Origin of the sequence: Bradyrhizobium sp. PUT101, from assembly GCF_052043945.1 — a bacterium.
GTDB lineage: Bacteria > Pseudomonadota > Alphaproteobacteria > Rhizobiales > Xanthobacteraceae > Bradyrhizobium.
Window position 1 is genome coordinate 4,951,876 of sequence record NZ_CP197207.1, and the last position, 26,958, is coordinate 4,978,833.

A 26,958-nucleotide genomic window follows, 5' to 3' on the forward strand; every position below is an offset into this window, starting at 1 on the left:
GGCACAAGCGCGCCTCACGACGACGAGAGTGTGGGGCGACTACTTCCCTGTCACTCCCCGCCCTTGGTCCCGCCAACCACAACTCCCGCCTTTCTCTCGATCGGCTTGATCGCCGCGGTGAAATCGGACTCGGCACCTTCCGCGCTGATCACGGTCTCCCATAGCCGCCCGACCGCATCGGCAACCTCCATCGACAGGCCGAGCTGCTTCATCTCCTCCAGCGCCAGCCGCACGTCCTTTACCATCAGCCCCGTGGCGAAGCCGAAGTCGAACGTGCGCGGCAGCACCGAGCGCGGAAACTTGTCGCGGCTCGCCGTGTTCATGCCCGAGCCGGCATTGATGACGTCGATCATGACGGCGGGATCGAGCCCGGCTTTCACGCCCATCACCACCGCTTCCGAGGTCGCCACGATCGCTGTAGCCGACAGGAAATTGTTGGCGAGCTTCATGGTCTGCGCTGCACCGGGCTTCTCGCCGATGAAGAACACTTTTCCGATGACGTCGAGTGCGGGCTTCAGCAGCTCGAACTCGGCTTTCGGTCCTGACACCATCACTGCCAGCGTGCCCTTCTCGGCGCCGCCGACGCCGCCGGAGACGGGGCAGTCGATCTGCACGATGTTGCGCTTGGCGAGTAGGCCGTGAATCTTCGCTGCCATCGTCGAGCCGACCGTGGAGAGATCGATGAAGCGTTTTGCGCGCCTGCCCTCGATCACGCCGTTCGCTCCCGTGGCGACGTCGAGTGAAGCCTGCAGCGAGGGCAGACTCGCCATCACGGTCTCGACCTGATCGGCGACGTCCTTCGGCGATGCCGCCGCAGTCGCGCCGCGCGCCACCAACTCGCCTGTGACCTCCTTGCGCGTATCGAACACGACGAGCTTGTGTCCAACCTCGATCAACCGTCGCGCCATCGGGAAGCCCATGTTTCCGAGCCCGATGAATCCGATGTCCATGGTGTTTCCTTTTTTGCTTCTTTGTCGTTGTGGACGATACGCGTTCCATCCCCGCTGTCGTCCCGGATCGGCGCTCCGCTTGTCCGGGACGACAGCGGGAATTGGCTACGCCTTCCCGTCGATCTCCGCGAACACCTCGCGCGCGATGCGGAAACTGTCGACCGCGGCCGGCATGCCGCCGTAGATCGCGACCTGCATCAGGATCTCGCGGATCTCCTCGCGCGTCACGCCATTGGTCAGCGCGCCCTTGAGATGCGCGCGAAACTCGTGCTGGCGGTTGAGGATCGCGATCATGGCGATGTTGAGCATGCTGCGGGTCTTGCGCGGCAGCTCCTCGCGTCCCCACACAGTGCCCCAGCAATATTCGTTGAGCATCTCCTGGAACGGGCGGTTGAAATCATCGACGTTCTTCAGGGCGTTGTTGACATAGGCTTCGCCCAGCACCGCTTTGCGGACTTCCAGGCCTTTGTCGTGCATCTTCTTGTCCATGGCGTTTCCTTCGTTTCCCTCAGGGATGGCGCGCGGAAATTACGGGGTTGCACCGGGCCAGTCACGTCCTCGTGTTATGCGGGAAAAGGGGGTTCTCCCGTACAGGAACGGATGCCTCAGTGCTGCCGTTGTGATAGGCTCTTCTCTACCGGGCAACCTGGAGAGTTGATTGAACGGCGTCACCCCCGACCCGTCAGACCCGATCCGCAGCAGTGATGCGCTGTCGCGGCTGAAGTTGGCGCAGGCCCTCGATCGGGCCACTTATGCCATCGCGTGGGAGCGTGCCTGGCCCAATGTGGCGCGCCTTCTGACCGTCGCCGGCCTGTTCCTGGTGGTGTCCTGGGCCGGTCTCTGGCTGGCACTGCCGTTCATGGCCCGGGCCATCGGTCTCGCCCTCTTCGCCGCGATCGCGCTCGCCGCCCTGTTCCCGTTGATTGGCTTCCGCTGGCCGAGCCGCGCGGAAGCACTCGTCCGGCTCGACCGTGGCTCCGGCATCCGTCACCGCCCGGCCACCACGCTCACGGACACGCTGACCTCCCAAGATCCGGTCGCGCAGGCGCTTTGGCAGGCGCAGCGCGAGCGTACGCTGGCGTCCATCAAGCGCATCCGCGCCGGTCTGCCGCACCCGCGGCTCGCGCTTCACGACCCCTGGGCGTTGCGCGCGCTGGTCATGGTGATGCTGGTTGCGACCTTCTTCGCCGCCGGTGACGAGCGTGCGATGCGGCTTGGCGCCGCCTTCGACTGGAACGGGGTCTTGGCGCCGAGCAATGTTCGCGTCGATGCCTGGGTCACGCCGCCGCTGTACACCGGCAGGCCTCCGGTCATTCTGTCGGCCGCCAACAAGGAAGCTGCGGCCCTGCCCGCCAGCGGCCCGCTCGCCGTCCCCGCCGGCTCGACCCTGATCGTGCGCTCCTCAGGCGGCAACCTGGATGTCGCCGTCTCCGGCGGCCTCAAGGAGGTTGCGCCCACCGAAGCCAGCCCCAAGGGGACCAACGAGAGGCATTTTGCCATCTCCGGCGACGGCACGGCGCATGTCCGCGCGCCTTCCGGCCAGCCGCAATGGGCCTTTGCGGCAACGCCGGACCGTGCGCCGACGATCGCACTCGCCAAGGACCCGGAGCGCCAGGCGCGCGGCGCGCTGCAGCTCTCCTACAAGATCGAGGACGATTACGGCGTCACCGGTGCCGCAGCGAAGTTTGCCCCGCGATCGATCGGTGCCCGGGATGATGCCAAGGACGACGCCAAGGATGCGGCGAAGGCTGCTCCCGGCGATAAGGCTGCTGCCGGCGATGGCGACACCAGGACGGCCCCGCGTCCGCTGTTCCAGCCGCCGCAATTCCCGCTTGCGCTGCCGAATGCGCGGACCCGCAACGGCGTCGGACAGTCGGTGAAGGATCTCAGCGAGGATCCCTATGCCGGCGCCGAGGTCACGCTGACCCTCACGGCCAAGGACGAGGCCGGCAATGAGGCCACAAGCGAACCGTTCAACATGCGCCTTCCCGAACGGCTCTTCACCAAGCCGCTGGCACGTGCACTGATCGAGCAGCGCCGCATTCTCGCGCTCGACGCCAACAAGAATTCCGACGTGTATGCCGCGCTCGACGCGCTGATGATCGCGCCCGAGATGTTTACGCCGGAGCCCGGACAATATCTCGGCCTCCACAGCGTTGCCCGACAGCTCGAGGCCGCACGTACCGATGATGCCCTGCGCGAGGTCGTGGCAAGCCTGTGGGCGCTTGCGGTGACGATCGAGGACGGCAAGATCTCCGACGTCGAGAAGGCGTTGCGAGCGGCTCAGGACGCGCTGAAGCAGGCGCTGGAGCGCGGCGCGAGCGACGAAGAGATCAAGAAGCTCACGCAGGATCTGCGTCAGGCGCTGAACGATTTCATGCGCCAGCTCGCCGAGCAGTTCCGCAACAACAATGACCCGCAGCAGCTGGCGCGGCCGCTCGACCCGAATACCAAAGTCCTGCGCCAGCAGGACCTGCAGAACATGATCGACCGGATGGAGCGCCTGTCGCGCTCCGGCGACAAGGATGCCGCCAAACAATTGCTCGATCAGCTCCAGCAGATGCTGGAAGGTCTCCAGATGGCGCAGCCGGGGCAGTCCGGCGAGAGCGACATGGAGCAGGCGCTCAACGAGCTTGGCGACATGATCCGCAAGCAGCAGCAATTGCGCGACAAGACTTTCAAGCAGGGCCAGGATTCCCGGCGTGATCGCTCGCGCGGCAAGCAGCAGGGCGATCAGTCCATGTCGGAGCTGCAGCAGGACCAGGAGGGGCTGCGCGACCGCCTGAAGAAGCTGCAGGACGAGCTTGCCAAGCGCGGCCTCACGCAGAAGGGAGAAAAGGGCCAGAAAGGCCAACAGGGACAGAAGGGCCAGCAAGGGGACCAGGGCCAGCCCGGCCAGAACGGCGATCAGGACGGCGACCAAGGCGATGACGACGGCAGTCTGGATGCTGCCGACGGTGCCATGGGCGATGCGGGATCAAAGCTCGGCGAGGGCAATGCCGACGGCGCCGTGGACTCGCAAGGCAAGGCGCTCGACGCGATGCGCAAGGGTGCGCAGAAGATGGCCGAGGCGATGCAGCAGGGCGATGGTGACGGCCAGGGCGACGGCCCCGGCCAGCGCGCCGGCCGTCAGCAGAGCGGTGGCAACCAGACCGACCCGCTGGGCCGTCCGCTGCATGGGCGCGAATATGGCGACGATTATACGGTCAAGATTCCCGGCGAGATCGACACCCAGCGTGTCCGCCGCATTCTCGAAGAGCTCCGCCGTCGTCTCGGCGATCCCTCGCGCCCGCAGATCGAGCTCGACTATATCGAGCGGCTGCTGAAGGAATTTTGACGTCACACTCATTTTGACGACACACTCAGTGTCATCGCCCGGCTTGCCGTCTTCGCTAAAGCTTCGCCGGCCGAGCTCCGCTGGGGGCCCGGCGTAGCCTTACGGAGACGGGACCGGGCGATCCAGTACTCCAAGACGGTAGCGATTGAATCGAGAAGCCGCGGCGTACTCGACGCCCCGCTTTCGCGGAGCATGACAGCGCATGTGTGGCTATTGCTGGCCTACCCCCTCTTTGCCGCCAGCGCATCCGCCACGGCCGTGCGGATGTCGGCGACCGAGAAAGGCTTGGTCACGACGTCATGCACCAGCGCATTCAGGTTCGAGGCGCGCTCGCGCTGGTCGGCAAAGCCGGTCATCAGCAGAATGGTCAGATCGGGGAAATCGCGCGCGGCGGAGAGCGCCAGCGCGATGCCGTCCATGATCGGCATCTGGATGTCGGTGAGCAACAGGTCGAAAGCGCCGTCCTCGCGGGTCAGGATCTCCAGCGCCTCGGCGCCGTCCTGGGCGGTGACGGTCTCGTGGCCGTCCATGGCGATGGCGCGCGCCACCAGCTGGCGCATCGAATCCTCGTCATCGGCGATCAGGATTTTCGGCATGAGACCAACCTTGGGACCAACCTTGGGATCAACCTTCCCTGCGGGACCTTGAGCATGATCCGGCAAAGTGCGAAGCGGTTTTCCGAAAAGATCATGCTCCAGTGATAGCCTGATCGGTTATACGCTGCCGCCGGCAATGTCGCGCCGGTTGAAGAAGCGAACGTCGATATTGCGGCCCTCCGGCGGCGGCGAGGCAAGACGCGAGCGGAAGAAGGCGCGCTCGCCGGGCCGCAGCACGGCCTGTTCCAGAACCGTATTCCAGGCGTAGATTTCAGCTCCCTGGGCGTCGCGCACGGCAAAGCGCAGCCGCGGGATGTCGAGCGGCTTCTTGCCCTCGCCGACGATCACGCCCTCGATCACCAGCACCTGCTTACCATCCACGGTCTCGCTGGAGAGCTTGACGTCCTTGAAGGCGAGGCCCCGCAGGTTCACGTCGAGCCCGACCATCTTGTAGAACGCCGCCGTCTGGGGCAGAAGCCGCACCACGTCGCTGCGCCAGATCGTAAGTGCCAGCACCAGCGCGCCCATCGCGGCGCAGGCGATCGGCAGGCCAAAATAGGATCTGCGCGGAGCCGTGGTGGGGACCGGGCGGCTCACCCGCGCGCCGCGGCGGGGGAACAGGCCGCGGAACCAGGACTGGTGCTGTGCGCCGGCGACCTCCTCTTCGGCCTGCCGGGCCGCCGCTGACCATTCGTCCTCGGTTTCGCGGGCCTGCTCATCCGGCCAGTCGCTGGCGATTGAGGGGCTCTCGACGACAGGCGCATCCGCGGCGCCGTCGTCATTGGCATAGGAGTTCCATTGCTCGGCGAGGTCGGACTGGTTGTCGCCGCGGCTGGCAGCGGCCATGGCCGGAACGGACGCCTCCTCGACGGCATCCTCCGCATGGGCGATCCAGGTCTCCTTGCAGCGGGAGCAGCGGACCGCCCGTCCGTTGGCGCCAAGGCTCGCGAGCTTGATGGCGTAGGATGTCATACAATGGGGGCAGACGATATGCATGGACGAGCCTTGATGCACGAACGAGGACGAATCTTGACGATCAGCCGGTCGCGGCGAAGCGGGCGGCAGGGATTTTGCGAAACATGCTACAGGCCGACCGTTAACGAACCGGAAACCATAACGGCGGCAAAACCCGTTGATCGCACATGGCGGAGCGCCGCAGTGCGACCCGCTTCCCCTCTCGAACGGAGCTGAGCTTGGTTCGGTTCGAAAATGTCGGATTGCGTTACGGTTTGGGGCCGGAGATCCTGCGCGATCTCAGTTTCCAGATCCCGGCGCATTCCTTCCAGTTTCTCACCGGACCGTCCGGCGCCGGCAAGACTTCCCTGCTGCGCCTGTTGTTTCTGTCGCATCGGCCGACACGGGGCCTCGTCACTCTGTTCGGCCACGACATCTCGCAGCTCGGCAAGGACGAGATCGCGGACCTGCGCAAGCGCATCGGCATCGTGCTCCAGGATTTCCGGTTGCTCGACCACATGACGACCTATGAGAATGTCGCGCTGCCGTTCCGCGTCATGGGCCGCAGCGAGTCGAGCTACCGCAAGGAGGTGATCGATCTGCTGCGCTGGGTCGGACTCGGCGACCGCATGGACGCGCTGCCGCCGATCCTGTCGGGCGGCGAGAAGCAGCGCGCGGCGATCGCGCGCGCCGTGATCTCGCGTCCGCAGCTGCTGCTCGCGGACGAACCGACCGGCAGTGTCGACCCGACGCTCGGCCGCCGCCTGCTGCGGCTCTTCATCGAGCTCAACAAATCAGGCACCGCCGTCATCATCGCCACCCACGACATCGGCCTGATGGACCAGTACGAAGCACGGCGGCTGGTGCTGCACCAGGGACGGCTGCACGTCTATGAATAGGACCGACGAGCGCGGCGTGCTGGTCGACCTCGGACAGGAGCGTCCGCAGCTTCCGGCCAAGGCACGCAACATGTCGCCGATCGTGCCGCGCGCCTCGATCCATGGCAGAGCGCTGGTCGCCGTCGTCGCCATCATGAGCTTCCTCGCCTCGATGGCCACCGGCACGGTGCTGCTGGTGAGTGCCTCCGCCGCCGAATGGCAGTCGGACGTCGCGAGCGAAATCACCATCCAGGTTCGTCCTCAGGCCGGCCGTGATCTCGAGCGCGACACCGTGGCCGTGACGGAGGCGATGCGTGCGCAAGCCGGCATCGTCGAGGTCAGGCCGTTCACCAGGGAGGAGAGCGGCAAGCTGCTCGAGCCCTGGCTCGGCACCGGCCTGTCGATGGACGATCTGCCGGTGCCGCGCATGATCATCGCGCGCGTGCAGCCGGGCACGCCGCTCGATCTCGGCGCCTTGCGCGCGCGCGTGACGCAGGTCGCGCCGGGCGCCAGCGTCGACGATCACCGCGCCTGGATCGAGCGCATGCGCTCGATGACCAACGCCATCGTGCTGGCCGGCCTCGGCATTCTCGCACTCGTCATCATCGCCACGATCATCTCGGTTTCGTTCGCGACCCGCGGCGCCATGGCGGCGAACCGTCCGATCGTTGAGGTCCTGCATTTCGTCGGCGCCGGCGACCGCTACATCGCCAATCACTTCCTGCGTCATTTCCTCAGGCTCGGCCTGGAAGGCGGCGTGATCGGCGGGGGCGCCGCCATGCTGGTGTTCGGCTTCTCCGAGTCCATCGCAGGCTGGTTTTCCGGTACCCCCGTCGGCGACCAGTTTGCCGCGCTGCTCGGCACCTTCTCGCTGCGGCCATCCGCCTACATCGTGCTCGCTGTCCAGGCCGTGCTGATCGGTGGCATCACCGCGGTTGCCTCGCGCCAGACGCTGTTTGCGACCTTGAATGATGTTGATTGAGTTCTTTTCTTTCTTTCTCCCCATACAAGGGAGAGGGTGACCGAGCTCGCAGCCATTCGCAGGACTCCACTTCGCCTTAAAACGTCTTAAAATCGCTTCAGGGAAGGGATTACCGACATCGCATGACCTCGCCGACCGACGATCGATCGCCGAAACTGCCGCGCGGCTGGCTGCGCGCGGCAATCGTGTCGGCGATCGCACTTGCCTTTGTCGGCGCGGCCGCAGGCTTCGTTGCGTTCCTGTCGCATTTGCGAGGCGCCGAGACGGTGCCCGACCGCAAGGCCGACGGCATCGTGGTGCTTACCGGCGGCTCCTCGCGGGTATCGGACGCGATGGAGCTGCTCGCTGCCGGCTACGGCAGGCGGCTCCTGATCTCTGGCGTGCATCCGACCTCGACGGCGAGCGACATCTCCCGGACTTTGCCGGAGAACCAGTCCTTCATGACTTGTTGCGTCGACCTCGACCGCACCGCGCTCTCGACCCGCGGCAACGCGGCGGAGGCGCGACGTTGGGCCGAGGGGCGCCGGTTCAAATCCCTGATCGTGGTGACCTCCAACTATCACATGCCGCGTGCGCTGGTGGAATTTTCGCATGCGATGCCACAGACGACGCTGATCCCGTTCGCGGTGGTCGGCGATAAATGGCGCGAGGAACCGTGGTGGACCTCGGGATCGACGCTGCGGCTGCTCCTGTCGGAATATGTCAAGTACATCGCCGCCGAGGTCAGGGTGCGGCTGGAGGATTTCGGGATTGACCTTTGGCCCGAGATGTCGGAGCAGCCTGCAGGTCAGCGGCCGAAGCGGCCCGCCACCGCACAGGCTAATTGATCGGACTATCGATGTCTCTGATTTTTCTGCGCTCGCTCGTGTTCAACGTGCTGTTCTACGCCGTGCTGGTGGGCCTTGCGATCGTGGCGCTGCCGACCTTCGCGTTGCCGCCCCGCGCCATGCTGACGGTGGCAGAATGGTGGGCCAAGGCAACGCTGTTCCTGATGCGCGTGGTCTGCAACATCAAGGTGGAATTCCGCGGTGTGGAGAAGATCCCGAGAGGACCGCTGCTGATCGTGGCAAAGCATCAGTCGTTCTGGGAGACGTTCGTGCTGCCGGGTTTCTTCAACCGGCCGATCTTCATCCTCAAGCGCCAGCTCATGCAGATCCCGGTGTTCGGTCAGTTCCTGGTCAAGACCGGGATGATCGCGATCGACCGCAATGCCGGCGTGAAGGCGCTGCTGGACATGACGCGGCGGGCGCGCGATGCGGTGCGCAGCGGCCGCCAGCTCGTGATCTTTCCGGAAGGCACGCGCCGCGCGCCGGGCGCGCCGCCCGACTACAAGACCGGCTTCGCGCAGATCTATTCGTCGTGCGGCGTGCCGTGCCTGCCGATCGCGCTCAACTCCGGCCTGTTCTGGCCCCGCCGCACCTTCATGCGCTATCCCGGCACCCTGGTGGTGGAGTTTCTCGAACCGTTGCCGCCGGGCCTGCCGAAGGACGAGTTTCTCTCCCGCGTGCAAGCCGCGATCGAGGACGCGACCGGCCGCCTCGTCGAAGCCGGCCGGAAAGAGCAGGAGCAGTTGATCGGCTCCGCGCCGAGCCATGCGGGCGCCGCCAGCTGAGGTCGCGCCTCGCCTGCCGCTGGTGCCCCGATTCAGCCTGGCAACGTCCTTCTATTCGGTCGTGATGATTCTGACGACGTCCGCCCGCGGGTGCCGGCAGTTCTGGGCGGCAAAATCCGCGCTGATCGGAATATTCGTCTCGTCCTTGCTGGCCTCCGTCGTCGCGGCCTTCGCGACGGCCGGCACGTCGTTGATGCCCAGGAGCACGGCGGTGCAGACCGCGTTCGGCACGGAATACAGGTCGATGACCCACCGTCTGCCTTCCTTCTGAATTCCGACCTCGCCCCAGGGCAACGACAGCCGGTTCTTCTCCACCAGCACGCCGGGTACGGCGACACCTGCATCGCGCAACGTCTTCAGTTCAGTTCGCCCGTTGGCCCTGATGCCTGACTGCTTCAGCGCGCTGACGACCTGTGCGACGGCCTCGATCACTTCGCCGGAAGACACCTGCCGCGCAGGCGGCTTGTTCGCTCCGGAGCGGTCGGAGATGATGATCCGAACGAACCCCTGGCTTGCGTCCGAACAGGATTGCTTGATCTTGTCCGGCGGTGCCGGAGCAGCCATTTCGTCCTTGGAATCGGACGAGATCGCGATCCGGGCGACGCCGGGCACCCGGTTGACACCGAGCAGAAGCGTCGTACAGGCGTTCTCGGAAACGGAATAGAAGTCGAGGACCCATTCCAATCTGTTCTGCGTGACGGCGAATTCGCCCCAGGGGCCAGCCAATTCGCCACCGTTGGTCAACATCTCGGGAACGTCGATGCCGCTTTCGCGCAATTCAGACAGCGTCATGCGCTGCTGCCGGCTGACTTCGGGGGCCTTCAATCCGCCGATCATGGTGGAGATTTCGGTAACCACGCGATCGGCGGAAATCTTGTCGACCGGGATTTCGGCGAGCTGCCCGAATGCGTCGACCACGAACACTCTGAGCTCGTGCTTTCGAACCGAGCCGAGACATTCCTCGGCAAGGAGCAGCGTGAATGTGTTGGCTTCGTCGTTCACTTCGAGATCGGTCGTCCGCGCCGCGCCGCAGAAGCGGTCGTCCAGGGCAACCAGAATGTTACGCGTCTCGCCGTCCTGTTTTCCTCCGGAGAGGCGCACGTCGATGCGCGCGGAGTCCGGGACGGCCGTACGCCGCACGCCGTTGGGTCCGAGGATCTGAGCGGCGGCGTCGGGCATCAGGGTCGATTTGAAAGCGCTGACGGGGTGGCCGATGTAGTTCCGGAATTCCCCGAAGCCGTAGAGGTCCGCGCTCGACGTTCCTGTCCCGAACCACTGGATGCGCCGCTTCAGCGTCGGATCGGCGCGATGCGTGGTAGCCGTGACGGTAGCGGCCGGAACCGCCGTCCGGATCGCGTTGAGAAGCGACGTGCCCTGAAGGTCGGCCGGCTGGGGGAGGCCAAGGTGGTCGAGGATGGTCGGATAGACATCGATCGTCTTGACTTCGTCGAGCGCGACGCGCGCATCGGTCTGTCCCGGCAACTTCACCAGAAGCGGGATCGCCGAGATGTCGGGCCTGTGCGAGACGTTGGGACGGCGCGGCCACTCGCCCGGCCATAGTGAAACGCCGTGATCCGCCACCACCGCAATCATCGAATTGTCGTACGCGCCGGTCGCCTTCAGGCGGGCAATGGCCTCGCCGAGCAGCTTATCCGCATGCATGGATTGCAGTAGGTGCGCCTGGTAGTCGTGCATGACCCGCGCGTCGTCGACGCCGAGCCGCGTGATCTTGCGATCGAGCGAGATGTAGTCGCCCCATAGCGACAGCTGATAGGGCTTGCCCGATGGATAGCGGTGCCAGGCGTTGTGCGGGTAGATGTTGTGATAGACGGCGAGGAACGGTTGTTGCGCGCCGCTCAACGCGGCCATGAAACGCTGGTGATGAGGGATGCCGTGCGGCGAAGTGGCGACGTCTTCGCCAAAGCGATTGTGCTGCCGGTCGATCGGCGGGAGTTCGGCTACGAACGATGGCAGAGCGGCGGTATGGCCGTAGATGATCGCGATGTCGCGCGCGATCCGGCGCGTCCGCTCCGTGAACGAGGAGTCGGGGTTGTCGCCGCTTTGGGCGAAGGGGTTGAGATCGGTGATGATCTGGAGATCCAGCACGTTGTAGCTGGCGCCCAGAGTGTAGAAGATGTTCTGCGGATGAATTGCGTATGTCGGCGGCACGTTTTTCCGCAGCCGTCCGGCCAGGATCGCAGGCACCGCGGTCTCGGTTTCGCCCGACACCGAGCGCGCATCGGCAAACCACGTGCTGTTCTGCGCGAAGTGATGGAAGTTCGGGAATTTCTCCTTGTCGATCGTTCCCTCGCCATCGAGGATCGTGGTGAGCGGAAGTTCGTCAAAGACGATGAACACGATATTGGGCCGCCCCGCCATGTCGATCGTCGGTGGCGGCGGCACTTTCGATAGCTGGATCACGCCGAGTTCGTAGCCGCGGAACAGCATCAAGGCCGGAAAGGCGATCGTCATCATCCCGAGTAGTCGAACCGCGCCGCGCAGGCCGGGCTTCGACAGAAGAAGCCAGGCCAGACCGAACGCGAGCGTCGGGAGCGCTACGCCGACGATACCGTCCGAGATCGGAATATAGGGCGCCTGCCGTGCCAATTGTCGGAACAAGCCGGTGACGGCGAGCCAAATATAGCTCGAGAAGACGATGAACGCCAAAGCAAGACCCAGGCGCCGGTGCAGCCGGAAGCCAAGCCAGACCACCAGATAGGTCAGGAGCGGCGGCACCACATAGATGAGCAAGATCCATGCTGCGAACTCCGGTCCGCTCGTTCGCCAAGCCACGAAGAAATTCAGGGTCGTGCCGGTGACGGAGTAGAACGGTTGCGCGATCGCGACCGCCGCAAGCGCCAGATGCAGCAGAAAGGACGTCGGCTGGACCGCCGCGCCGCGGTCCCGCTCGGGCAGCGCGATCATGCGGCGGCCTCCGCTCTTGCCGATGGTTTCGGCTGAAGCAGGTAGATCCGTCTGCGGCCACTCTTGAGGGGCGCCGAATCCAGGATGTCGAACATCGATCCTGCGATCGATTCGAAATCGTGCTGGGTGTAGCCTGGATGGACGCTGCGCCTGTTCCTGAGCAGCTGCAGCGTCATCTCGTCTTCAGGTCCCACGAACTCCAGGATGACGGTGGCGCCGAACTCGAATATCCACTCCAGGAAGTCCCGCATTGGAATGTTCGCGGAGATGACCATGTGATGAATGAGCGCCAGGCACAGGATCAGATCGGGCCCGGCGCGGCGTTCGAACGACTTTCTCTCGCGGCCGCGCCAGCCCTGGTCAGGCGAGGTGTTGCTCAAGCGCATGACGAGGGGCGTGATGTTGCCCGGTTGCAGCGGCTTGGTGCGGCGATAGAGCGTGTCGACGGCAAGTTCGTCCTGGTCGATCGCGACGATCCTGTCGGCATACTCGCTGCACAGGCGCGAGAACGTGCCTGTGTTGCAGCCGAGATCATAGACGAGCGGCCAGCGTCTGGCGCGAACGTGCCGATCGACGAATTCCGTCTTCTCGGTGAATGATGCATCGTCGTAGGAGTGCGTGACCTCGTACGAGGACCATGTCGTGGGATCGCCCCGCCGTTCGAGCTTCTCGATCAGCCGCGCAATGGACTGGACCATGCGAAGCGTCATCTCCGCCGTTTGCTTGATCGCCCATCTGGGCGCGGCCGGCGTCGTCCCGGACTCGGCGCTGCGGGCGCGGGCCTGCAACCGGGCATGGAGATAGATGTGGGAGAAGACGCCGCGCCGGAACAGGTCGCGCACCGAGATGAATTTCAGCGCCGCTTCCGGGTCGATGCCCTCCAGATCGCTTCGGCACAGAGGCGCGGTGTCGATGTCGCGATGCGCCTTCAGCAGCAGGGGGATCAGGAACATCATGCAGAATTGGCGATACCCGATCCAGGAATCGCCGGGGCGGTACGGCTCGAAGGACGAGACGTCGATGAAGACGGGCCGGTTCCCGCGCCATTGAATGTTGTACGCGGAGCCGTCCTTCAGCGTCCAGCCGTTCTCGAGCGCCTGTTCGAGAATGCCGAGATGCAGCAGCGCTGCATCCTTCAGCATGGCGAACGTCCACTCGTACGGATAGGAGATGAAGGGAATTGGCTCGTGCCGCAGTAGCTCGATCCATTGGCCGGAAAGCGCTTCCGCCCTGAGCGCCGGACGGCTCTCGGTCTCGGTGGCGACGATGGACCCACGCTCCATCAGCGCCTGAAAGAACGCCGTCTGGCGGAGTTGATGCCAATGAGCGGCAGCCTGGGCGTCGAGCGTTCGAAACACCTGCCCGTCCCGGTAAAGGATCCGATTCCCGGAATCCCGGTATGAGCCGGGCTCTGGCGTCATTGCTGCGCGGCTGCGTTGGGTGGACAGGAGGCCCGAAGCATTGCCTGGTGCCGTGCTGAGGCTCAGTCCTGGTTCAGCTGGGAATGGGCGGCGGCGCCGCGAGGCCCTCTCCGGAACAAGGCCTTGATCCGGTGTAGATAGCCTTTGAGCGTGTAGATCGTTGCCGCGAGAATGCCGAGGATCGACGTCAGGATCATACTGCCTGTGCCGGGGTCGAGATAGGCGGAGCTTTCATTTGTCGAGGTGAAATAGAACACGAGCCCCAGCGCGAGCGTGCCGCCGATTTTGTCGAGGTTGCCGAGCATCCCCAGTCCCCCCATTCTTACACAAATATGACAAAGCCTACCCTCGGGCGGGGTCCTTTGCAATTCGCGTCAGCAGCTTCGTACCCTGGTCGTTCCGGATCGAAAGACGCAATCCGAAAGTCTAATCGGCGACGTTCTCCAACTAAAACAAAGTGTTGCGCTTGCAGCGATCGGGCCTCGTCGGTGCACGAGGATCGCCTGTGTGGTGATCGTGCAACATCGCCGCAAGCTGATGCAGCTGCGCGTCGCGAAAGCCTTCGGCCTCGATCGCCTTCACCGTCGCGGTCACGTAGTCGCGGTTGGCGCCGGACTGGCCGTGGCCCTGGACGACATGGCGGTGCTGCTCGGCGAGCGACAGCCGGCCGGCATATTGCGCATGGCCGCGGTCGACGACGTAAGCGAGTGCGGAGACGCGCTGGCGCGCATCGTTCTCCAGCCACACCGAGCGCATCACCTCGCGATAGACCGACGTGACCTGCTCGCGTGCGCGCAAATAGGCGACGACATCGGCACGGTTCTTCTCGGCGACGCGGAAGGCGATGCCGCGGCAGGCGCCGCCGCGGTCGAGCCCGAGCACCAGGCCAGGCTTTTCCGGCGTGCCGCGATGCACGAACGAGTAGACGCAGAGCGCACGATGCTCGCCGACCAGCCGGGCCGGGACGCGTTCCTCGAACTCGAAGCCCGGCCGCCACATCAGCGAGCCGTAGCCGAACACCCAGAGGTCGCCCTTGGCGGTGGTGACGGAAGGGACGGTGATTTCCGACATTTCGGGCACGGCTACCAGAACCATGCCCCGAAGCGAAGCGAATTCTCCGCCTTTCGTCGCAGGCCGTCCCCGCTTACATTTGCCAAAATCCGGGATCAAAGGGTCGCCGCATGTCCAATATGACCGTTGCCGCAGGCCGTCGCTCCCGTTGGGGCCTTTTCATCGCACCCGTTCTCGTCCTGATCCTCGCGGTCGCGTGGAGCGGTTTCTGGTTCTACGCGGCGTCGCAGGCCGAAATCGCCGCAGACGCCTGGCGGGCGCAGGAGGCCAAGTCCGGCCGCATCTATGATTGCGCCAAGCGCTCGATCGCGGGCTTCCCGTTCCGCTTCGAGGTCCAGTGTTCCGGCGCCAGCGTCGCCCTGGTCTCGCAGAACGCGAGCAGGACGCCGTTCACGGCGAAGCTCGACAACATCCTGGTCGTCGCCCAGGTCTACGATCCCAAGCGCGTCATCGCGGAATTCTCCGCGCCCGCGACGCTGATCGACGGCCTCACGCAGAACACCTTCGTGGTGAACTGGAGCAAGGGCCGCGCCAGCGTGGCCGGCCTGCCGGCCGTGCCGGACCGCGCCTCCATCGTGTTCGACGACCCCGGCCTCAACCGTGTCGACGGCAGCGTGCAGGTGCCGCTTGCGCGCGCCAAGCAGGTCGAGCTGCACGGCCGCCTCGCCGATGGATCGCCAGCCGATCATCCCGTGATCGAGACCGTGGTCCACGTCGCGCAGGGCAGCATCCAGGGCGTTCATCCCCTGCTCGCCGAGCCGTTCGAGGCGGACACGCGCGCGAAGGTCACCGGCCTCTCCGACCTCACGCCGAAGCCCTGGCCGCAGCGCTTCCGCGAGATCCAGGCTGCCGGCGGCCATATCGAGATCGTGCAGTCGCGGATCCAGCAGGGCGAGATGATCGCGGTCGCGGCCGGCACGCTCGGCCTTTCGGCCAACGGTCGGCTCGACGGCGAATTGCAGATGACGGTGACCGGCCTCGAGCGCGTGATCCCGGCGCTCGGCATCGAGAAGATGCTGGAGGAGGGCGTGCCGCAGGCAACGCTCGACCGCGTCGCGCCCGGCGTGAAGTCGCAGGACCTCAACAATTTGTTCGGCGCGCTCGACCGCGCCGTACCCGGGCTCGGCAAGGTCATCAAGCAGAACGCCAATGCCGGCGTGGCCGCGGGCATCAATTCGATCGGCACCGAGAGCACGCTGGAAGGCAGGAAGGCGAGAAGCTTCCCGCTGAAGTTCGTCGACGGCGCCGTGCTGCTAGGCCCGGTCAAGGTCGGCGAAATCCCGCCGCTGTATTGATCCTCTCGTCATTCCGGGGCGATGCGCAGCATCGAGCCCGGAATCCATTTTACAGCCTGCGCTGCGGCCCGATGGATTCCGGGCTCGCCCTTCGGGCGCCCCGGAAATGACGGGCTAAGCTACGGCTTCTTCAGCGCCGCGTGCGGCCGGCCGAAATCCGGCGCGGCGGAATCCTGGCCGATTTCGACGATGCCGCGGCGGATGGCGCGGGTGCGGGTGAAGTGATCGAACAGCGCCTCGCCGTCGCCGCGCCGGATCGCGCGGGTGAGCTTGGCGAGATCCTCGGTGAAGGTGCCGAGCATCTCCAGCACGGCTTCCTTGTTGGCGAGAAAGACGTCGCGCCACATCGTCGGGTCGGACGCGGCGATACGGGTGAAATCGCGAAAACCGCCGGCTGAGAACTTGATCACCTCGGATTCCGTCACCTGGGCCAGCTCGTCGGCGGTGCCGACGATGGTGTAGGCGATCAGATGCGGCAGGTGGCTGGTGATCGCGAGCACGAGATCATGATGATCCGGCGTCATGATCTCGACCTTGGCGCCTATCGCCGCCCAGAACGCGCGCAGATGCTCCGTGGCGGCCGTGTCGGTGCCTTCCGGCGGCGTCAGGATGCACCAGCGGTTGATGAAGAGCTCGGCAAATCCCGAATCCGGGCCCGAATGCTCGGTGCCTGCGACCGGATGCGCCGGCACGAAATGAATGCCCTTCGGCAGATGCGGGGCCATGTCCCTGACCACGGCGCCTTTGACGGAGCCGACGTCGGAGATGATCGCACCCGGCTTCAGATGTGCGGCGATCTCCTGCGCCACGGCTCCGCAGGCGCCGACGGGAATGCAGAGGATGACGAGATCGGCATCCTTCACCGCCTCCGCATTGCTCGCCACGACCTGATCGACGATGCCGAGCTCGGCAACCCGCGCGCGCGTCTTCTCCGAGCGCGCGGTGGTGACGATCTCGCCAGCCAGGCCCTGGAGCTTCGCAGCGCGCGCGATCGAGCCGCCGATCAGGCCGAAGCCGATCAGCGCGACGCGCTGGAAGTGCGGATCGGCATTCATTTGCCGCCCATGAAGTCGCGCAAGGCCTCGATCACGAGACGGTTGGCCTCCTCGGTGCCGATGGTCATGCGCAGCGCATGCGGAAGGCCGTAATTCTTCAGCGCGCGCAGCACGAGGCCCCGCTTGGTCAGGAAGGCGTCGGCGTCGTCAGCGGTCTTGCCCTTCTCGGTCGGGAAGTGGATCAGCACGAAATTGGCGACGCTCGGCGTCACCTTCAGGCCGAGCTTGCCGACCTCCTCGGTAAGCCGGTTACGCCAGGTCTCGGTGAACTGCTTCGACATCGCCTGGTGCGCGGTATCCTCGATCGCGGCGACCGCGGCGTACATCGCCGGCGTCGACACGTTGAAGGGGCCACGGATGCGGTTGACGGCGTCAATGACGTGCTCGGGGCCGAACATCCAGCCGATGCGCAGCGCGGCCAGGCCGTGGATCTTGGAGAAGGTGTGCGTCACCACGGTGTTCTCGGTGGTGGCGACGAGCTCGATTCCCATCTCGTAGTCGTTGCGCGAGACATAGTCGGAATAGGCGGCATCGAGCACCAGCAGCACATGCGAGGGCAGGCCGGCGCGCAGCCGCTTGACCTCGTCGAACGGCAGATAGGTGCCGGTCGGGTTGTTGGGGTTGGCAAGCCAGACCAGTTTGGTCCGTGGCGTCACGGCCTTCAGGATGGCGTCGACATCAGCAGTGAGGTTGGTCTCCTGCGCGACGACGTTCTTGGCACCGACCGCCATCGTCGCGATCGGGTAGACCAGGAAGCCGTGCGTGGTGGAGATCGCCTCGTCGCCGTGGCTGAGATAGGTGTGGGCGAGCAGATTGAGGATCTCGTCCGAACCGGCACCGCAGATGATGCGGTTGGGATCGAGCCCGAAAGAGCGGCCGATCGCCTCGCGCAGCACGCGCGAAGTGCCTTCCGGATAGTCCTCCAGATGATCCGCCACGCGCTTGAACGCCTCGATCGCCTTGGGCGAGGGCCCGAACGGCGTCTCGTTGGCCGAGAGCTTGAACACCTTGCGGCCCGGCTCCGGCACCGGGCTCTTGCCGGGGGTGTAGGGCGCAATATCGAGAATGCCGGGATTCGGCACGGGGCGGGACATCTTCAACTCCGAAATGGCGGGGCGCGCGATTTACGATTTCGCCCCGGTCGGGGGCACCGTATAGCGCGTTGCGTGGCTGCCGACGAGGGCCGTGGAGCGCACCGAGGCCCCCGCCTCGATCAGGGCAGCCCTGACTTTGTCGATGCTGGTCGCGCTGGTGACCGAGACCAGCAGCGCCGCGCCATCGAAGGTGGTATCGGGCACCGCCACGATCTCGGCGAGCGGCGACAGGGCGCGCGCGACCTCGGCGTTCCACCCGGAGACGCGCACGCTGAAGGTCTCGACCTCCGTCACCAAAGCGCTGTCGGCGACCCGCGAGATCGTAAACACCGGCAATGCGGCCGGATGGTCAGCGCGTTCGACGAACGGCAGCCGCGCGATGATTTTCGGCGCGCCATCGGCTTCCAGCTCCAGCCACCAGGGCGTGCGGCTCGACGTTGCCGAGACCAGCGCCAGATCACCCTTGGACTTTGCGACCGCTTCGACAGCAGCCTGCGCGCTGAAATGCGCGACGTAGGGCACCGTGAAGCCGAAATGGAAGCGCGCGGAATCGCGCATCGCCGGCTCGCTCGCGGAGATGTCGGCATGGACGGAGAACGGCGCCTGCACGTAAGTGAACGTCGCGATGATGACACGCCAGATGCTCTCGACCGTGTCGAGCGGCAGGATGCCGCGATGACGCTGCACGAGGTGGCGCATCATGTCGGCCTCGCGCGCCGGGCGGAACGCCGAGCCGACCTCCTGGGTCTGCTTCACCTGGATCAGGCGGTCGATGATGTCGCCGCGCTGCATCAGGAGGCGATGCATGCTCTCGTCGATCGCGTCGATCTCCTTGCGCAATTCCTGGAGCGATGGTGGCGCGGGCGGACGTTGGGTCATATCTGACTTGGACTGTTTAAGAGCTTGGACTGTTGAAGAGCTTGGGCTGTTGAGGGACGTTCCAGTGCGGATCGGCAAGACAATTCGGAAGGCCGTCACCGCTGCGATCAATCCTGATTAGGCAGTCGGGGCGGCGAAAGCAAAGAGAAATGACGGCCTTTTTGGCCGATGAGACAGAGACGAATTAGGTCGACCCGGGCCGCGACTTGACGAAAACCGCCCAAGACGGTAGCTTTTGCCTGTTCCGTGGTCATTTGAGCCGGCCGGCTTGCAGCCACGTTAAAAAACTCGCTAAACAGGCCGGGGACGCTTCCGATCCCGGCCGAACCTATCGTTCAGGCCGGGTTTTTCATGGCCTGATTCCAGCGGCGGTCTGACGGCAGTCGCAAATGAGGTCGATGATGGTTGGCGTCAAGTCTGTACCCAGTCCTGCGATCAGCGCCGACGAACGGTCGCACGAGGTGGATCATCCGAGCTCGCAGGTCGCGCAGTTCGGCACCGAGCAGCCGCTGCGGCTCGATTGCGGCGTCGACCTCACCCCGTTCCAGATCGCCTACCAGACCTATGGCGAGCTCAACGCCGATCGCTCCAACGCCGTTCTGATCTGCCATGCGCTGACCGGCGATCAGCATGTTGCCAATGTGCATCCCGTCACCGGCAAGCCCGGCTGGTGGGAGACGCTTGTCGGCCCCGGCCGGCCCATCGATCCCAAGCATTACTTCATCATCTGCTCCAACGTGATCGGCGGCTGCATGGGCTCGACCGGCCCGGCGTCGATCAATCCCGCCACCGGCAAGGTCTGGGGCCTGGATTTTCCTGTTATCACCATCCCCGACATGGTGCGCGCGCAGGCGATGCTGATCGACCGGCTCGGCATCGACACGCTCTTTGCCGTCGTTGGCGGCTCGATGGGCGGCATGCAGGTGCTGCAATGGACCGCGGCGTATCCTGACCGAGTGTTCTCCGCGCTGGCGATTGCCTGCGCGACGCGGCACTCGGCGCAGAACATCGCCTTCCACGAACTCGGGCGCCAGGCCGTGATGGCCGACCCCGATTGGCACGGCGGCGCTTACGCCGATCATGGCATCCATCCGCATCGCGGGCTCGCGGTGGCGCGGATGGCGGCGCACATCACCTATCTCTCGGACGCGGCGCTGCATCGCAAGTTCGGCCGGCGTATGCAGGACCGCGAGCTGCCGACCTTCTCGTTCGACGCGGATTTCCAGGTCGAAAGCTATCTGCGTTACCAGGGCTCGTCCTTCGTCGAACGCTTCGACGCCAACTCCTATCTCTATCTGACGCGCGCGATGGACTATTTCGACATCGCCGCCGACCATGGCGGCGCGCTGGCGAAGGCGTTTGCGGGTATCCAGACCCGCTTCTGCGTGGTCTCCTTCACCAGCGACTGGCTTTTCCCGACCTCGGAATCGCGCGCGCTGGTGCACGCGCTGAACGCCTCGAGCGCGCGGGTGTCGTTCGCCGAGATCGAGACCGATCGCGGCCACGACGCCTTCCTGCTCGACGTGCCCGAATTCTTCGACATCTCCCGCGCCTTCCTGCAATCGGCAGGCAAGGCCCGCGGGCTCACCCTCAAGGACCGCTAGCGATGTCTGTCCAGGAAGTGCTGCCGCTGGGGGGGCTCGCGTCCGCGCAGTCCGGTCAGCTTCGCGCCGACCATCTGCTGGTCGCCGAGATGGTCAAGCCGGGTTCGAAGGTGCTCGACGTCGGCTGCGGCGAGGGCGACCTGCTTCAACTGCTGGAGACCCGCGGCATCGACGGGCGCGGCATCGAGCTGTCGCGCGAGGGCGTCAACCGCTGCGTCGCCAAGGGGCTTGCGGTGGTGCAGGGCGATGCCGACACCGATCTCGTCAACTATCCCGATGACGCCTTCGATTACGTGATCCTGTCGCAGACGCTGCAGGCGACGCGGCAGCCGAAGGTCGTGCTGGAGAACCTGCTGCGCATCGGTCGCCGGGCCATCGTGTCGTTCCCGAATTTCGGGTTCTGGAAGATGCGGCTCCAGCTCCTGGTCGGCGGCCACATGCCGCGCACGGAGAACCTGCCGGCGACCTGGTACGACACCGCCAACATCCATTTCTGCACCATCAAGGATTTCGTGCAGCTCTGCGACGAGATCAACGTCAAGATGGAGCGCTCGGTCGCGCTCGATCTCTATGGCCGCCCAGTGCCGCTGAACCTGCCTTGGTGGGTGTGGAACATGTTCGGCGAGCAGGCGGTGTTCTTGCTGAGCCGGGGCGGCGGGAAGTGACGTCGTAGGCGTCATTCCGGGGCGGCACGAAGTGCCGAACCCGGAATCTCGAGATTCCGGGTTCGCTCTTCGAGCGCCTCGGAATGACAGCAAGTGTCAGTTCCCCACCAGCGACCGCGGATCGCGCACCGGCCAGCGTCCGGCTTCCACCAACGTGACGAACCGCTCCACCGTCTCGTTGAACAGCGCGGGTTCCTCGAGATTGAGCACGTGGCCCGACTTCGGAAACATCGCGAGGCCCGCCGCGGGCAGATGCTTCTTCAGGAACAGGCTGGGCCCGACGCAGGGATCGTCCTCGTCGCCGCAGATGATCAGCGCGGGCGTTGCTACCTTCGCGATCGCGTCCGTCATTGTGTAGATCGAGGGGCGGCCGCCCTGAAAGCCGCGCATCGTATTGGCAGATCCCTTGGCGTCGTGCCGTGCCAGCGCAGCATAGAAATCGGCGTGGCCGCGCGGGTCCTTCACCAGGAAGGGAATCCGGCTCGGCGCCTCGCGTGTGATCTTTGCGACTTCGACAGAGCCTGATGTCTCGAACTGCTCGGCATTGGCGCGGCACTGCTTGCGCCAATTGTCGAGATTGTCGAGCTCCGAGCCGGAGCCGACGCCGGCGAGCGTCATCGACAAGGCGCGCTGCCGGGCGTTCAATCCGATCTGAAGCGAGGAATAGGCGCCCATCGACAGACCCACGAGATGGGCGCGACCGATCCCGAGATGATCGAGCACCGCGAGCGCATCGGTGTAGAAATGCGTGTAGGTGTAGACCTCGCCGTCAGGCACGTCCGACGGCGTATAGCCGCGCGCCGAATAGGTGATGCAGCGATGGCCGCGCGAGAAGTAGCGCATCTGCGGCTCCCAATTGGTGTAGTCGGCCGCAAACTCGTGCAGAAAAAGTATCGGCGTTCCCTGACCCGCCTCTTCGAAATAGATGCGGATGTCGTCCTTGGTCGTGGCGTGGGGCATTAACCGTTTCCCTCTGTCAAGCCGCCTTTGCAGGATCGCAGTTAACGCTGTTGTCCGCAATGCGGCAGCATCGAACCAGCACCGACACAAAATCATCGCAGCTATTCGCCGCCGCGGTGTCTTTTTCTCGCCACATCGGGCGGCTTAACGGCCTGACCTATGTCGGCCACTTCACCGGCCGATCGGAAAGTAGGGGTGTAACGAAGGATGAGAATGGTTGAGTTGTTTGCGTTCCGCCTGTCGCGTTGTGTTGTTGCGCTGGCGTTCTTTTTTGCGGCGGTCGCCGCGTTCGTTTCTCCGGCCTCGGCACGGCCGCATCATCGTCATAGCGCAGAGCGGCACGCTCACGTGCACCACGCCAGACATCATCACCACCGCCATCATGCCCGCAGCTCGCGCTTCGAGCGCAGCGCGGCGCAATTGCAGGCGAGCGGCTTCGCCGACACCCAGGCCAGCTATGATCCGAATGCCAATGCCGGCGGTGCTGGCATGAGCGGCGGCCTCAGTGGCGGCTCAGGCCTCGTGTCCGAGGCGCGCCGCTATCTCGGCGGCAATCCGACCGGACGCGGCAGCCTGTGGTGCGCGCGCTTCATGAACATGGTGCTCGAGCAGACCGGCCATCGTGGCACCGGCTCCGACATGGCGAACTCGTTCGCGCATTATGGCACGCGCGTCTCCGGTCCGCAGGTCGGCGCCATCGCGGTGATGTCGCGCGGCCGCCGGGGCGGCCATGTCGGAATCATCACCGGCATCGACGCGCAGGGCAATCCGATCATGATCTCCGGCAACAGCGGCAACCGCGTCCGCGAAGCGCCGGTCTCGCGCGGCCGGATCTATGCGTATGTGATGCCGAATTGAGGCCCGTCGCTGTGGTCATTGCGGGCGAAGCGAAGCAATCCAGAATCCCTCCGCGGGAATAGCCTGGATTGCTTCGTCGCCAGCGCAAAATTGCTTCGCAATTTTGTCGCGGGCTCCTCGCAATGACGGAGTGCGCGGAGCCGAAGTGCCGTCACACCAGCTTCGGCTCTTCCACCGCCACCACATCACCGATGCCGACGTCACCGTCGGCGATCACCTCGGCGTAGATGCCGCAATCCATGTGGCCGAGATGGCGCGACAGCGTGGGCGGGATTTCGAGATCGCGCTTGGCGGTTTCAGGATCGACATTGGTGGCCGGGCAGCGGACGATGCGCTTGATCACCTTCAGCCGGGCCTGCCCGACCGCAAGCGTCTGGCCGACCAGCTCGAGCTCCGACCAGGCCGGCCAGCCCTTGACGTAGAGATTGGCGCGGAAGCGCAGGGGATGCACGGGGACGCCGCCGAGCATGGTCTCGATCGCGCGGACGCTGCCGAGATTGATGATGGAGACCACCTTGCGGGCGACATCGGAGAAGCTGTGGTCGCGGCCGGACAGAATCTTGGGCGGGCCCTTCAACTCCGGCTGAAAGTTCTCGCTGAAATAGGCCTCGATGGCGGCGCGCCCGGCGGCGGTCTCGAGATCGCCGCTGGCGACGATTTGGCCGTCCTTGCGGATGGTCAACAGATTGGTGGCATCGTCGAACCGACTGTCGAGCTCAGCCAACCGCTCATTGCGCGCGAGCATCAGAAACTGGATCTTCGGCTTCCACTCGGGCGCATCGGGGGCGAACCCGCTCGGGCCGTTCTCGATGGCGTAGCGGCGGTCGGCTGGCAGGGTCTGGCCGACCCGCAAAGCGACGCGCGACAGGTGTTCCGGCGTCAGGCCCTTGATCGGGTAGCGATAGAGGCCGGTGATCTCGGCAGTGTGGCTGGCTGTCATGCCGCTACTTAAGGGATTCGGCCCGCCAGCGCCAAGCCCGCCCAGGAGCGCACGAATTTGTGAACTCGCCTCTTTCGCATCCGCAATCTGCTTCCCACATCTGCCGCAGGCCGGCGGCAACGTCGGCAAAAAGACGGCCGTTCCCGCTTGAGAAACCTCAATGCGGTGAGCGGAAACCCAATGAAGATGCCGTATTGGGGTGCCTGAGAGGGCCCCAAGGGCAGGCCGAGGGACAGAAAAGATGAACATCGAGAAGTATACCGAACGCTCCAGGGGCTTCATCCAGTCTGCGCAGTCGCTCGCGATGCGCGAGGGGCACCAGCAGTTTTCCACCCTGCACCTCCTGAAAGTCCTCTTGGACGACAATGAGGGGCTCGCTGCCGGCCTGATCGACCGCGCTGGCGGCAATTCCCGTGCAATTCTGAAGGCGACCGAGGACGCCCTCGGCAAGGTGCCGAAGGTTTCCGGCGGTGGCGCCGGCCAGATCTACTTGGCGCCCGAGCTCGCCCGCACCTTCGATGCCGCCGAAAAGGCTGGCGAGAAGGCCGGCGACAGTTTCGTCACCGTGGAGCGGCTGCTGCTCGGCCTCACGCTGGAGAAGACCAGCGAGGCCGGCACGATCCTGAACAAGGGCGGCGTCACCCCGCAAAACCTCAATGCGGCGATCGAGGCGCTGCGCAAGGGGCGGACGGCGGATTCCGCGACCGCCGAGAACGCGTATGACGCGTTGAAGAAATATGCCCGCGACCTGACCCAGGCCGCGCGCGACGGCAAGCTCGATCCGGTCATCGGCCGCGACGAGGAGATCCGTCGCACCATCCAGGTGCTCTCGCGCCGGACCAAGAACAACCCCGTCCTGATCGGCGAGCCCGGTGTCGGCAAGACCGCGATCGCGGAAGGGTTGGCGCTGCGCATCGTCAACGGCGACGTGCCGGAGAGCCTCAAGGACAAGAAGCTGCTCTCGCTCGACCTCGGCGCACTGATCGCCGGCGCAAAATACCGCGGCGAGTTCGAGGAGCGGCTGAAGGCCGTGCTCCAGGAAGTGACCGGGAGCGAGGGCAGCTTCATCCTGTTCATCGACGAGATGCACACGCTGATCGGCGCCGGCAAGGGCGACGGCGCGATGGACGCCTCCAACCTGCTCAAGCCGGCGCTCGCCCGCGGCGAGCTGCACTGCATCGGCGCGACCACGCTCGACGAGTACCAGAAGCACGTCGAGAAGGACGCCGCGCTGGCGCGGCGCTTCCAGCCGATCTTCGTCAGCGAGCCCTCGGTCGAGGACACCATCTCGATCCTGCGCGGCCTGAAGGACAAGTATGAGCAGCACCATGGCGTGCGGATCACCGATTCCGCGCTCGTCGCCGCCACGACGCTGTCCAACCGCTACATCACCGACCGCTTCCTGCCTGACAAGGCGATCGACCTCATGGACGAGGCCGCGGCGCGGCTGAAGATGCAGGTCGATTCCAAGCCGGAAGAGCTGGATTCGCTCGACCGCGAGATCATCCGGCTCAAGATCGAGCAGGAGGCGCTGAAGAAGGAAAGCGATCCCGGCTCCAAGACCCGGCTCCAGACCCTGGAGAAGGATCTTGCCGACCTCGAGGAGAAGTCTGCTGGGCTGACGGCGCGCTGGAGCGCGGAGAAGAACAAGCTCTCCGATGCGCAGAAGCTGAAGGCCGAGCTCGACGGCTTGCGTGTCGAGCTCGCCAACGCGCAGCGGCGCGGCGAATTCCAGAAGGCCGGCGAGCTGGCCTACGGCCGGATCCCGGAGCTTGAGAAGAAGCTCGCGGACATCGAGGCCAAGGAGAACTCCGGCGAGATGATGGAGGAGGCGGTCACCGCCAACCACATCGCGCAGGTGGTCTCGCGCTGGACCGGCGTGCCCGTCGACAAGATGCTGGAAGGCGAGAAGGAGAAGCTCCTCAAGATGGAGGAGCAGCTCGGCAAGCGTGTCGTCGGGCAGGCCGAGGCCGTGCGCGCGGTCGCAACCGCCGTGCGCCGCTCGCGCGCGGGCCTGCAAGACCCGAACCGGCCGACCGGCTCGTTCATGTTCCTAGGGCCCACCGGCGTCGGCAAGACCGAGCTGACCAAGGCGCTGGCGGAGTACCTGTTCAACGACGAGACCGCGATGGTCCGCCTCGACATGTCCGAATACATGGAGAAGCACTCGGTCTCGCGGCTGATCGGCGCGCCTCCGGGTTATGTCGGCTATGACGAGGGCGGTGCGCTCACCGAAGCGGTGCGGCGCCGGCCTTATCAGGTGGTGCTGTTCGACGAGATCGAGAAGGCGCATCCCGACGTCTTCAACGTCCTGTTGCAGGTGCTCGACGACGGCCGCCTGACCGACGGTCAGGGCCGCACCGTCGACTTCCGCAACACGCTGATCATCATGACCTCGAATCTCGGTTCGGAGTTTTTGGTGAACCAGCCGGAGGGCGAGGACACCTCGGCCGTGCGCGAGCAGGTGATGGGAATGGTGAGGGCGCACTTCCGCCCCGAATTCCTCAACCGCGTCGACGAGATCATCCTGTTCCACCGCTTGCAGAAGAGCGAGATGGGCCGGATCGTCGAGATCCAGTTCACGCGGCTCCAGAAGCTGCTGACCGATCGCAAGATCGTGCTGACGCTCGATGCTGCGGGCCGCGACTGGCTCGCCGCCAAGGGCTGGGATCCCGCCTACGGCGCAAGGCCGCTGAAGCGGGTGATCCAGCGCCACCTCCAGGACCCGCTCGCCGAGATGATCCTCGCCGGCGACGTCAAGGACGGCGACACGGTTGCGATCTCGTCCGAAGGCAACGTGCTGACCTTCAACGGCAAGGCGCCGCGAACCGCCGAGATCACCCAGTTCGAGGCGCCGGTGACGAAGCGGAAATTGAACTGAG

General features: G+C 65.1%; 23 protein-coding genes and 1 riboswitch. Of the genes, 10 read left to right on the plus strand and 13 right to left on the minus strand.

Annotated elements, in window-relative coordinates; all coding sequences use genetic code 11:
* Positions 1-50: 50 nt before the first annotated feature.
* Positions 51-950, minus strand: a complete 900-nt coding sequence (locus tag ACSHT2_RS23880) for an NAD(P)-dependent oxidoreductase (protein WP_440636922.1) — start codon at positions 948-950, stop codon at positions 51-53.
* 105 nt (positions 951-1,055) lie between these two features.
* On the minus strand, positions 1,056-1,439 hold the full coding sequence (locus ACSHT2_RS23885) for a carboxymuconolactone decarboxylase family protein (protein ID WP_028134137.1): 384 nt from the start codon (positions 1,437-1,439) through the stop codon (positions 1,056-1,058).
* A gap of 169 nt (positions 1,440-1,608) precedes the next feature.
* On the opposite strand from ACSHT2_RS23885, the gene ACSHT2_RS23890 reads away from it, so the two are divergent.
* Entirely contained in the window at positions 1,609-4,287 is a 2,679-nt protein-coding gene (locus ACSHT2_RS23890) for a TIGR02302 family protein (protein WP_440636923.1), read from the plus strand.
* A 221-nt stretch (positions 4,288-4,508) separates the two neighbouring features.
* Here ACSHT2_RS23890 and ACSHT2_RS23895 read toward each other — a convergent pair whose 3' ends face one another.
* Entirely contained in the window at positions 4,509-4,883 is a 375-nt protein-coding gene (locus ACSHT2_RS23895) for a response regulator (protein ID WP_440636924.1), read from the minus strand.
* Positions 4,884-5,000: 117 nt separating this feature from the next.
* Complete coding sequence (locus ACSHT2_RS23900) at positions 5,001-5,879, minus strand: MJ0042-type zinc finger domain-containing protein (RefSeq protein ID WP_440636925.1); 879 nt, start codon at positions 5,877-5,879, stop codon at positions 5,001-5,003.
* Positions 5,880-6,076: 197 nt separating this feature from the next.
* Here ACSHT2_RS23900 and ftsE point away from each other — a divergent pair, with 197 nt between their 5' ends.
* From ftsE to ACSHT2_RS23920, 4 genes are all read left to right on the plus strand, one after another.
* Positions 6,077-6,736 (plus strand): cell division ATP-binding protein FtsE, encoded by a 660-nt coding sequence (ftsE, locus tag ACSHT2_RS23905; protein ID WP_028178893.1) that lies wholly within the window; start codon positions 6,077-6,079, stop codon positions 6,734-6,736.
* Complete coding sequence (locus ACSHT2_RS23910; protein WP_440636926.1) at positions 6,729-7,697, plus strand: cell division protein FtsX; 969 nt, start codon at positions 6,729-6,731, stop codon at positions 7,695-7,697. Before ftsE ends, ACSHT2_RS23910 begins: the two co-directional genes overlap by 8 nt.
* Before the next feature lie 122 nt (positions 7,698-7,819).
* Entirely contained in the window at positions 7,820-8,524 is a 705-nt protein-coding gene (locus ACSHT2_RS23915) for a YdcF family protein (protein ID WP_440636927.1), read from the plus strand.
* Between the two features lie 11 nt (positions 8,525-8,535).
* Positions 8,536-9,309 carry a lysophospholipid acyltransferase family protein gene (locus tag ACSHT2_RS23920; protein WP_440636929.1) on the plus strand — a complete coding sequence of 258 codons (774 nt, stop codon included), beginning with the start codon at positions 8,536-8,538 and terminating at the stop codon, positions 9,307-9,309.
* A 51-nt stretch (positions 9,310-9,360) separates the two neighbouring features.
* Here the strand turns inward: ACSHT2_RS23920 and ACSHT2_RS23925 are convergent, their stop codons facing one another.
* The 4 genes from ACSHT2_RS23925 to ACSHT2_RS23940 form a co-directional block, all read right to left on the minus strand.
* On the minus strand, positions 9,361-12,234 hold the full coding sequence (locus ACSHT2_RS23925; protein WP_440636930.1) for a sulfatase-like hydrolase/transferase: 2,874 nt from the start codon (positions 12,232-12,234) through the stop codon (positions 9,361-9,363).
* Positions 12,231-13,592 (minus strand): class I SAM-dependent methyltransferase, encoded by a 1,362-nt coding sequence (locus ACSHT2_RS23930; protein WP_440636931.1) that lies wholly within the window; start codon positions 13,590-13,592, stop codon positions 12,231-12,233. Before ACSHT2_RS23930 ends, ACSHT2_RS23925 begins: the two co-directional genes overlap by 4 nt.
* Positions 13,593-13,717: 125 nt before the next feature.
* Positions 13,718-13,960, minus strand: coding sequence for a hypothetical protein (locus ACSHT2_RS23935; protein ID WP_440636932.1), 243 nt, complete (start codon positions 13,958-13,960; stop codon positions 13,718-13,720).
* 142 nt (positions 13,961-14,102) lie between these two features.
* Positions 14,103-14,726 carry a gamma-glutamylcyclotransferase gene (locus ACSHT2_RS23940; RefSeq protein ID WP_440642914.1) on the minus strand — a complete coding sequence of 208 codons (624 nt, stop codon included), beginning with the start codon at positions 14,724-14,726 and terminating at the stop codon, positions 14,103-14,105.
* 110 nt (positions 14,727-14,836) lie between these two features.
* On the opposite strand from ACSHT2_RS23940, the gene ACSHT2_RS23945 reads away from it, so the two are divergent.
* Entirely contained in the window at positions 14,837-16,021 is a 1,185-nt protein-coding gene (locus ACSHT2_RS23945; RefSeq protein ID WP_440636933.1) for a DUF2125 domain-containing protein, read from the plus strand.
* Between the two features lie 119 nt (positions 16,022-16,140).
* Here ACSHT2_RS23945 and ACSHT2_RS23950 read toward each other — a convergent pair whose 3' ends face one another.
* Genes ACSHT2_RS23950 through ACSHT2_RS23960 form a run of 3 tightly spaced genes read right to left on the minus strand, consistent with a single transcriptional unit; the run spans position 16,141 to position 19,049 of the window.
* The gene (locus ACSHT2_RS23950) at positions 16,141-17,076 is read right to left on the minus strand and encodes a prephenate/arogenate dehydrogenase family protein (RefSeq protein ID WP_440636934.1); all 936 of its coding nucleotides are present in this window, start codon (positions 17,074-17,076) and stop codon (positions 16,141-16,143) included.
* A complete protein-coding gene (gene hisC, locus ACSHT2_RS23955; protein ID WP_440636935.1) occupies positions 17,073-18,170 on the minus strand; it encodes a histidinol-phosphate transaminase in 1,098 nt (365 codons plus the stop codon). The genes ACSHT2_RS23950 and hisC overlap by 4 nt, the downstream gene beginning before the upstream one ends.
* A 30-nt stretch (positions 18,171-18,200) precedes the next feature.
* Positions 18,201-19,049: a chorismate mutase gene (locus ACSHT2_RS23960; RefSeq protein ID WP_440636936.1), complete on the minus strand. Its 849-nt coding sequence runs from the start codon at positions 19,047-19,049 to the stop codon at positions 18,201-18,203.
* 236 nt (positions 19,050-19,285) lie between these two features.
* Positions 19,286-19,365, plus strand: a riboswitch (SAM riboswitch).
* An 85-nt stretch (positions 19,366-19,450) separates the two neighbouring features.
* On the opposite strand from ACSHT2_RS23960, the gene metX reads away from it, so the two are divergent.
* Both metX and metW read left to right on the plus strand, forming a co-directional pair.
* The gene (metX, locus tag ACSHT2_RS23965; protein WP_440642915.1) at positions 19,451-20,653 is read left to right on the plus strand and encodes a homoserine O-acetyltransferase MetX; all 1,203 of its coding nucleotides are present in this window, start codon (positions 19,451-19,453) and stop codon (positions 20,651-20,653) included.
* Between the two features lie 2 nt (positions 20,654-20,655).
* A complete protein-coding gene (metW, locus tag ACSHT2_RS23970; RefSeq protein WP_319332020.1) occupies positions 20,656-21,318 on the plus strand; it encodes a methionine biosynthesis protein MetW in 663 nt (220 codons plus the stop codon).
* 96 nt (positions 21,319-21,414) lie between these two features.
* Here metW and ACSHT2_RS23975 read toward each other — a convergent pair whose 3' ends face one another.
* Positions 21,415-22,278, minus strand: coding sequence for an alpha/beta fold hydrolase (locus tag ACSHT2_RS23975; protein WP_440636937.1), 864 nt, complete (start codon positions 22,276-22,278; stop codon positions 21,415-21,417).
* A 213-nt stretch (positions 22,279-22,491) separates the two neighbouring features.
* Between ACSHT2_RS23975 and ACSHT2_RS23980 the strand changes: the two genes are divergently transcribed.
* Positions 22,492-23,136, plus strand: a complete 645-nt coding sequence (locus tag ACSHT2_RS23980) for an NlpC/P60 family protein (RefSeq protein ID WP_440636938.1) — start codon at positions 22,492-22,494, stop codon at positions 23,134-23,136.
* 151 nt (positions 23,137-23,287) lie between these two features.
* On the opposite strand, the gene ACSHT2_RS23985 is transcribed toward ACSHT2_RS23980, so the two are convergent.
* On the minus strand, positions 23,288-24,076 hold the full coding sequence (locus tag ACSHT2_RS23985; RefSeq protein ID WP_440636939.1) for an MOSC domain-containing protein: 789 nt from the start codon (positions 24,074-24,076) through the stop codon (positions 23,288-23,290).
* 241 nt (positions 24,077-24,317) lie between these two features.
* Here ACSHT2_RS23985 and clpB point away from each other — a divergent pair, with 241 nt between their 5' ends.
* On the plus strand, positions 24,318-26,957 hold the full coding sequence (gene clpB, locus ACSHT2_RS23990) for an ATP-dependent chaperone ClpB (protein ID WP_271531601.1): 2,640 nt from the start codon (positions 24,318-24,320) through the stop codon (positions 26,955-26,957).
* Position 26,958: the final 1 nt, after the last annotated feature.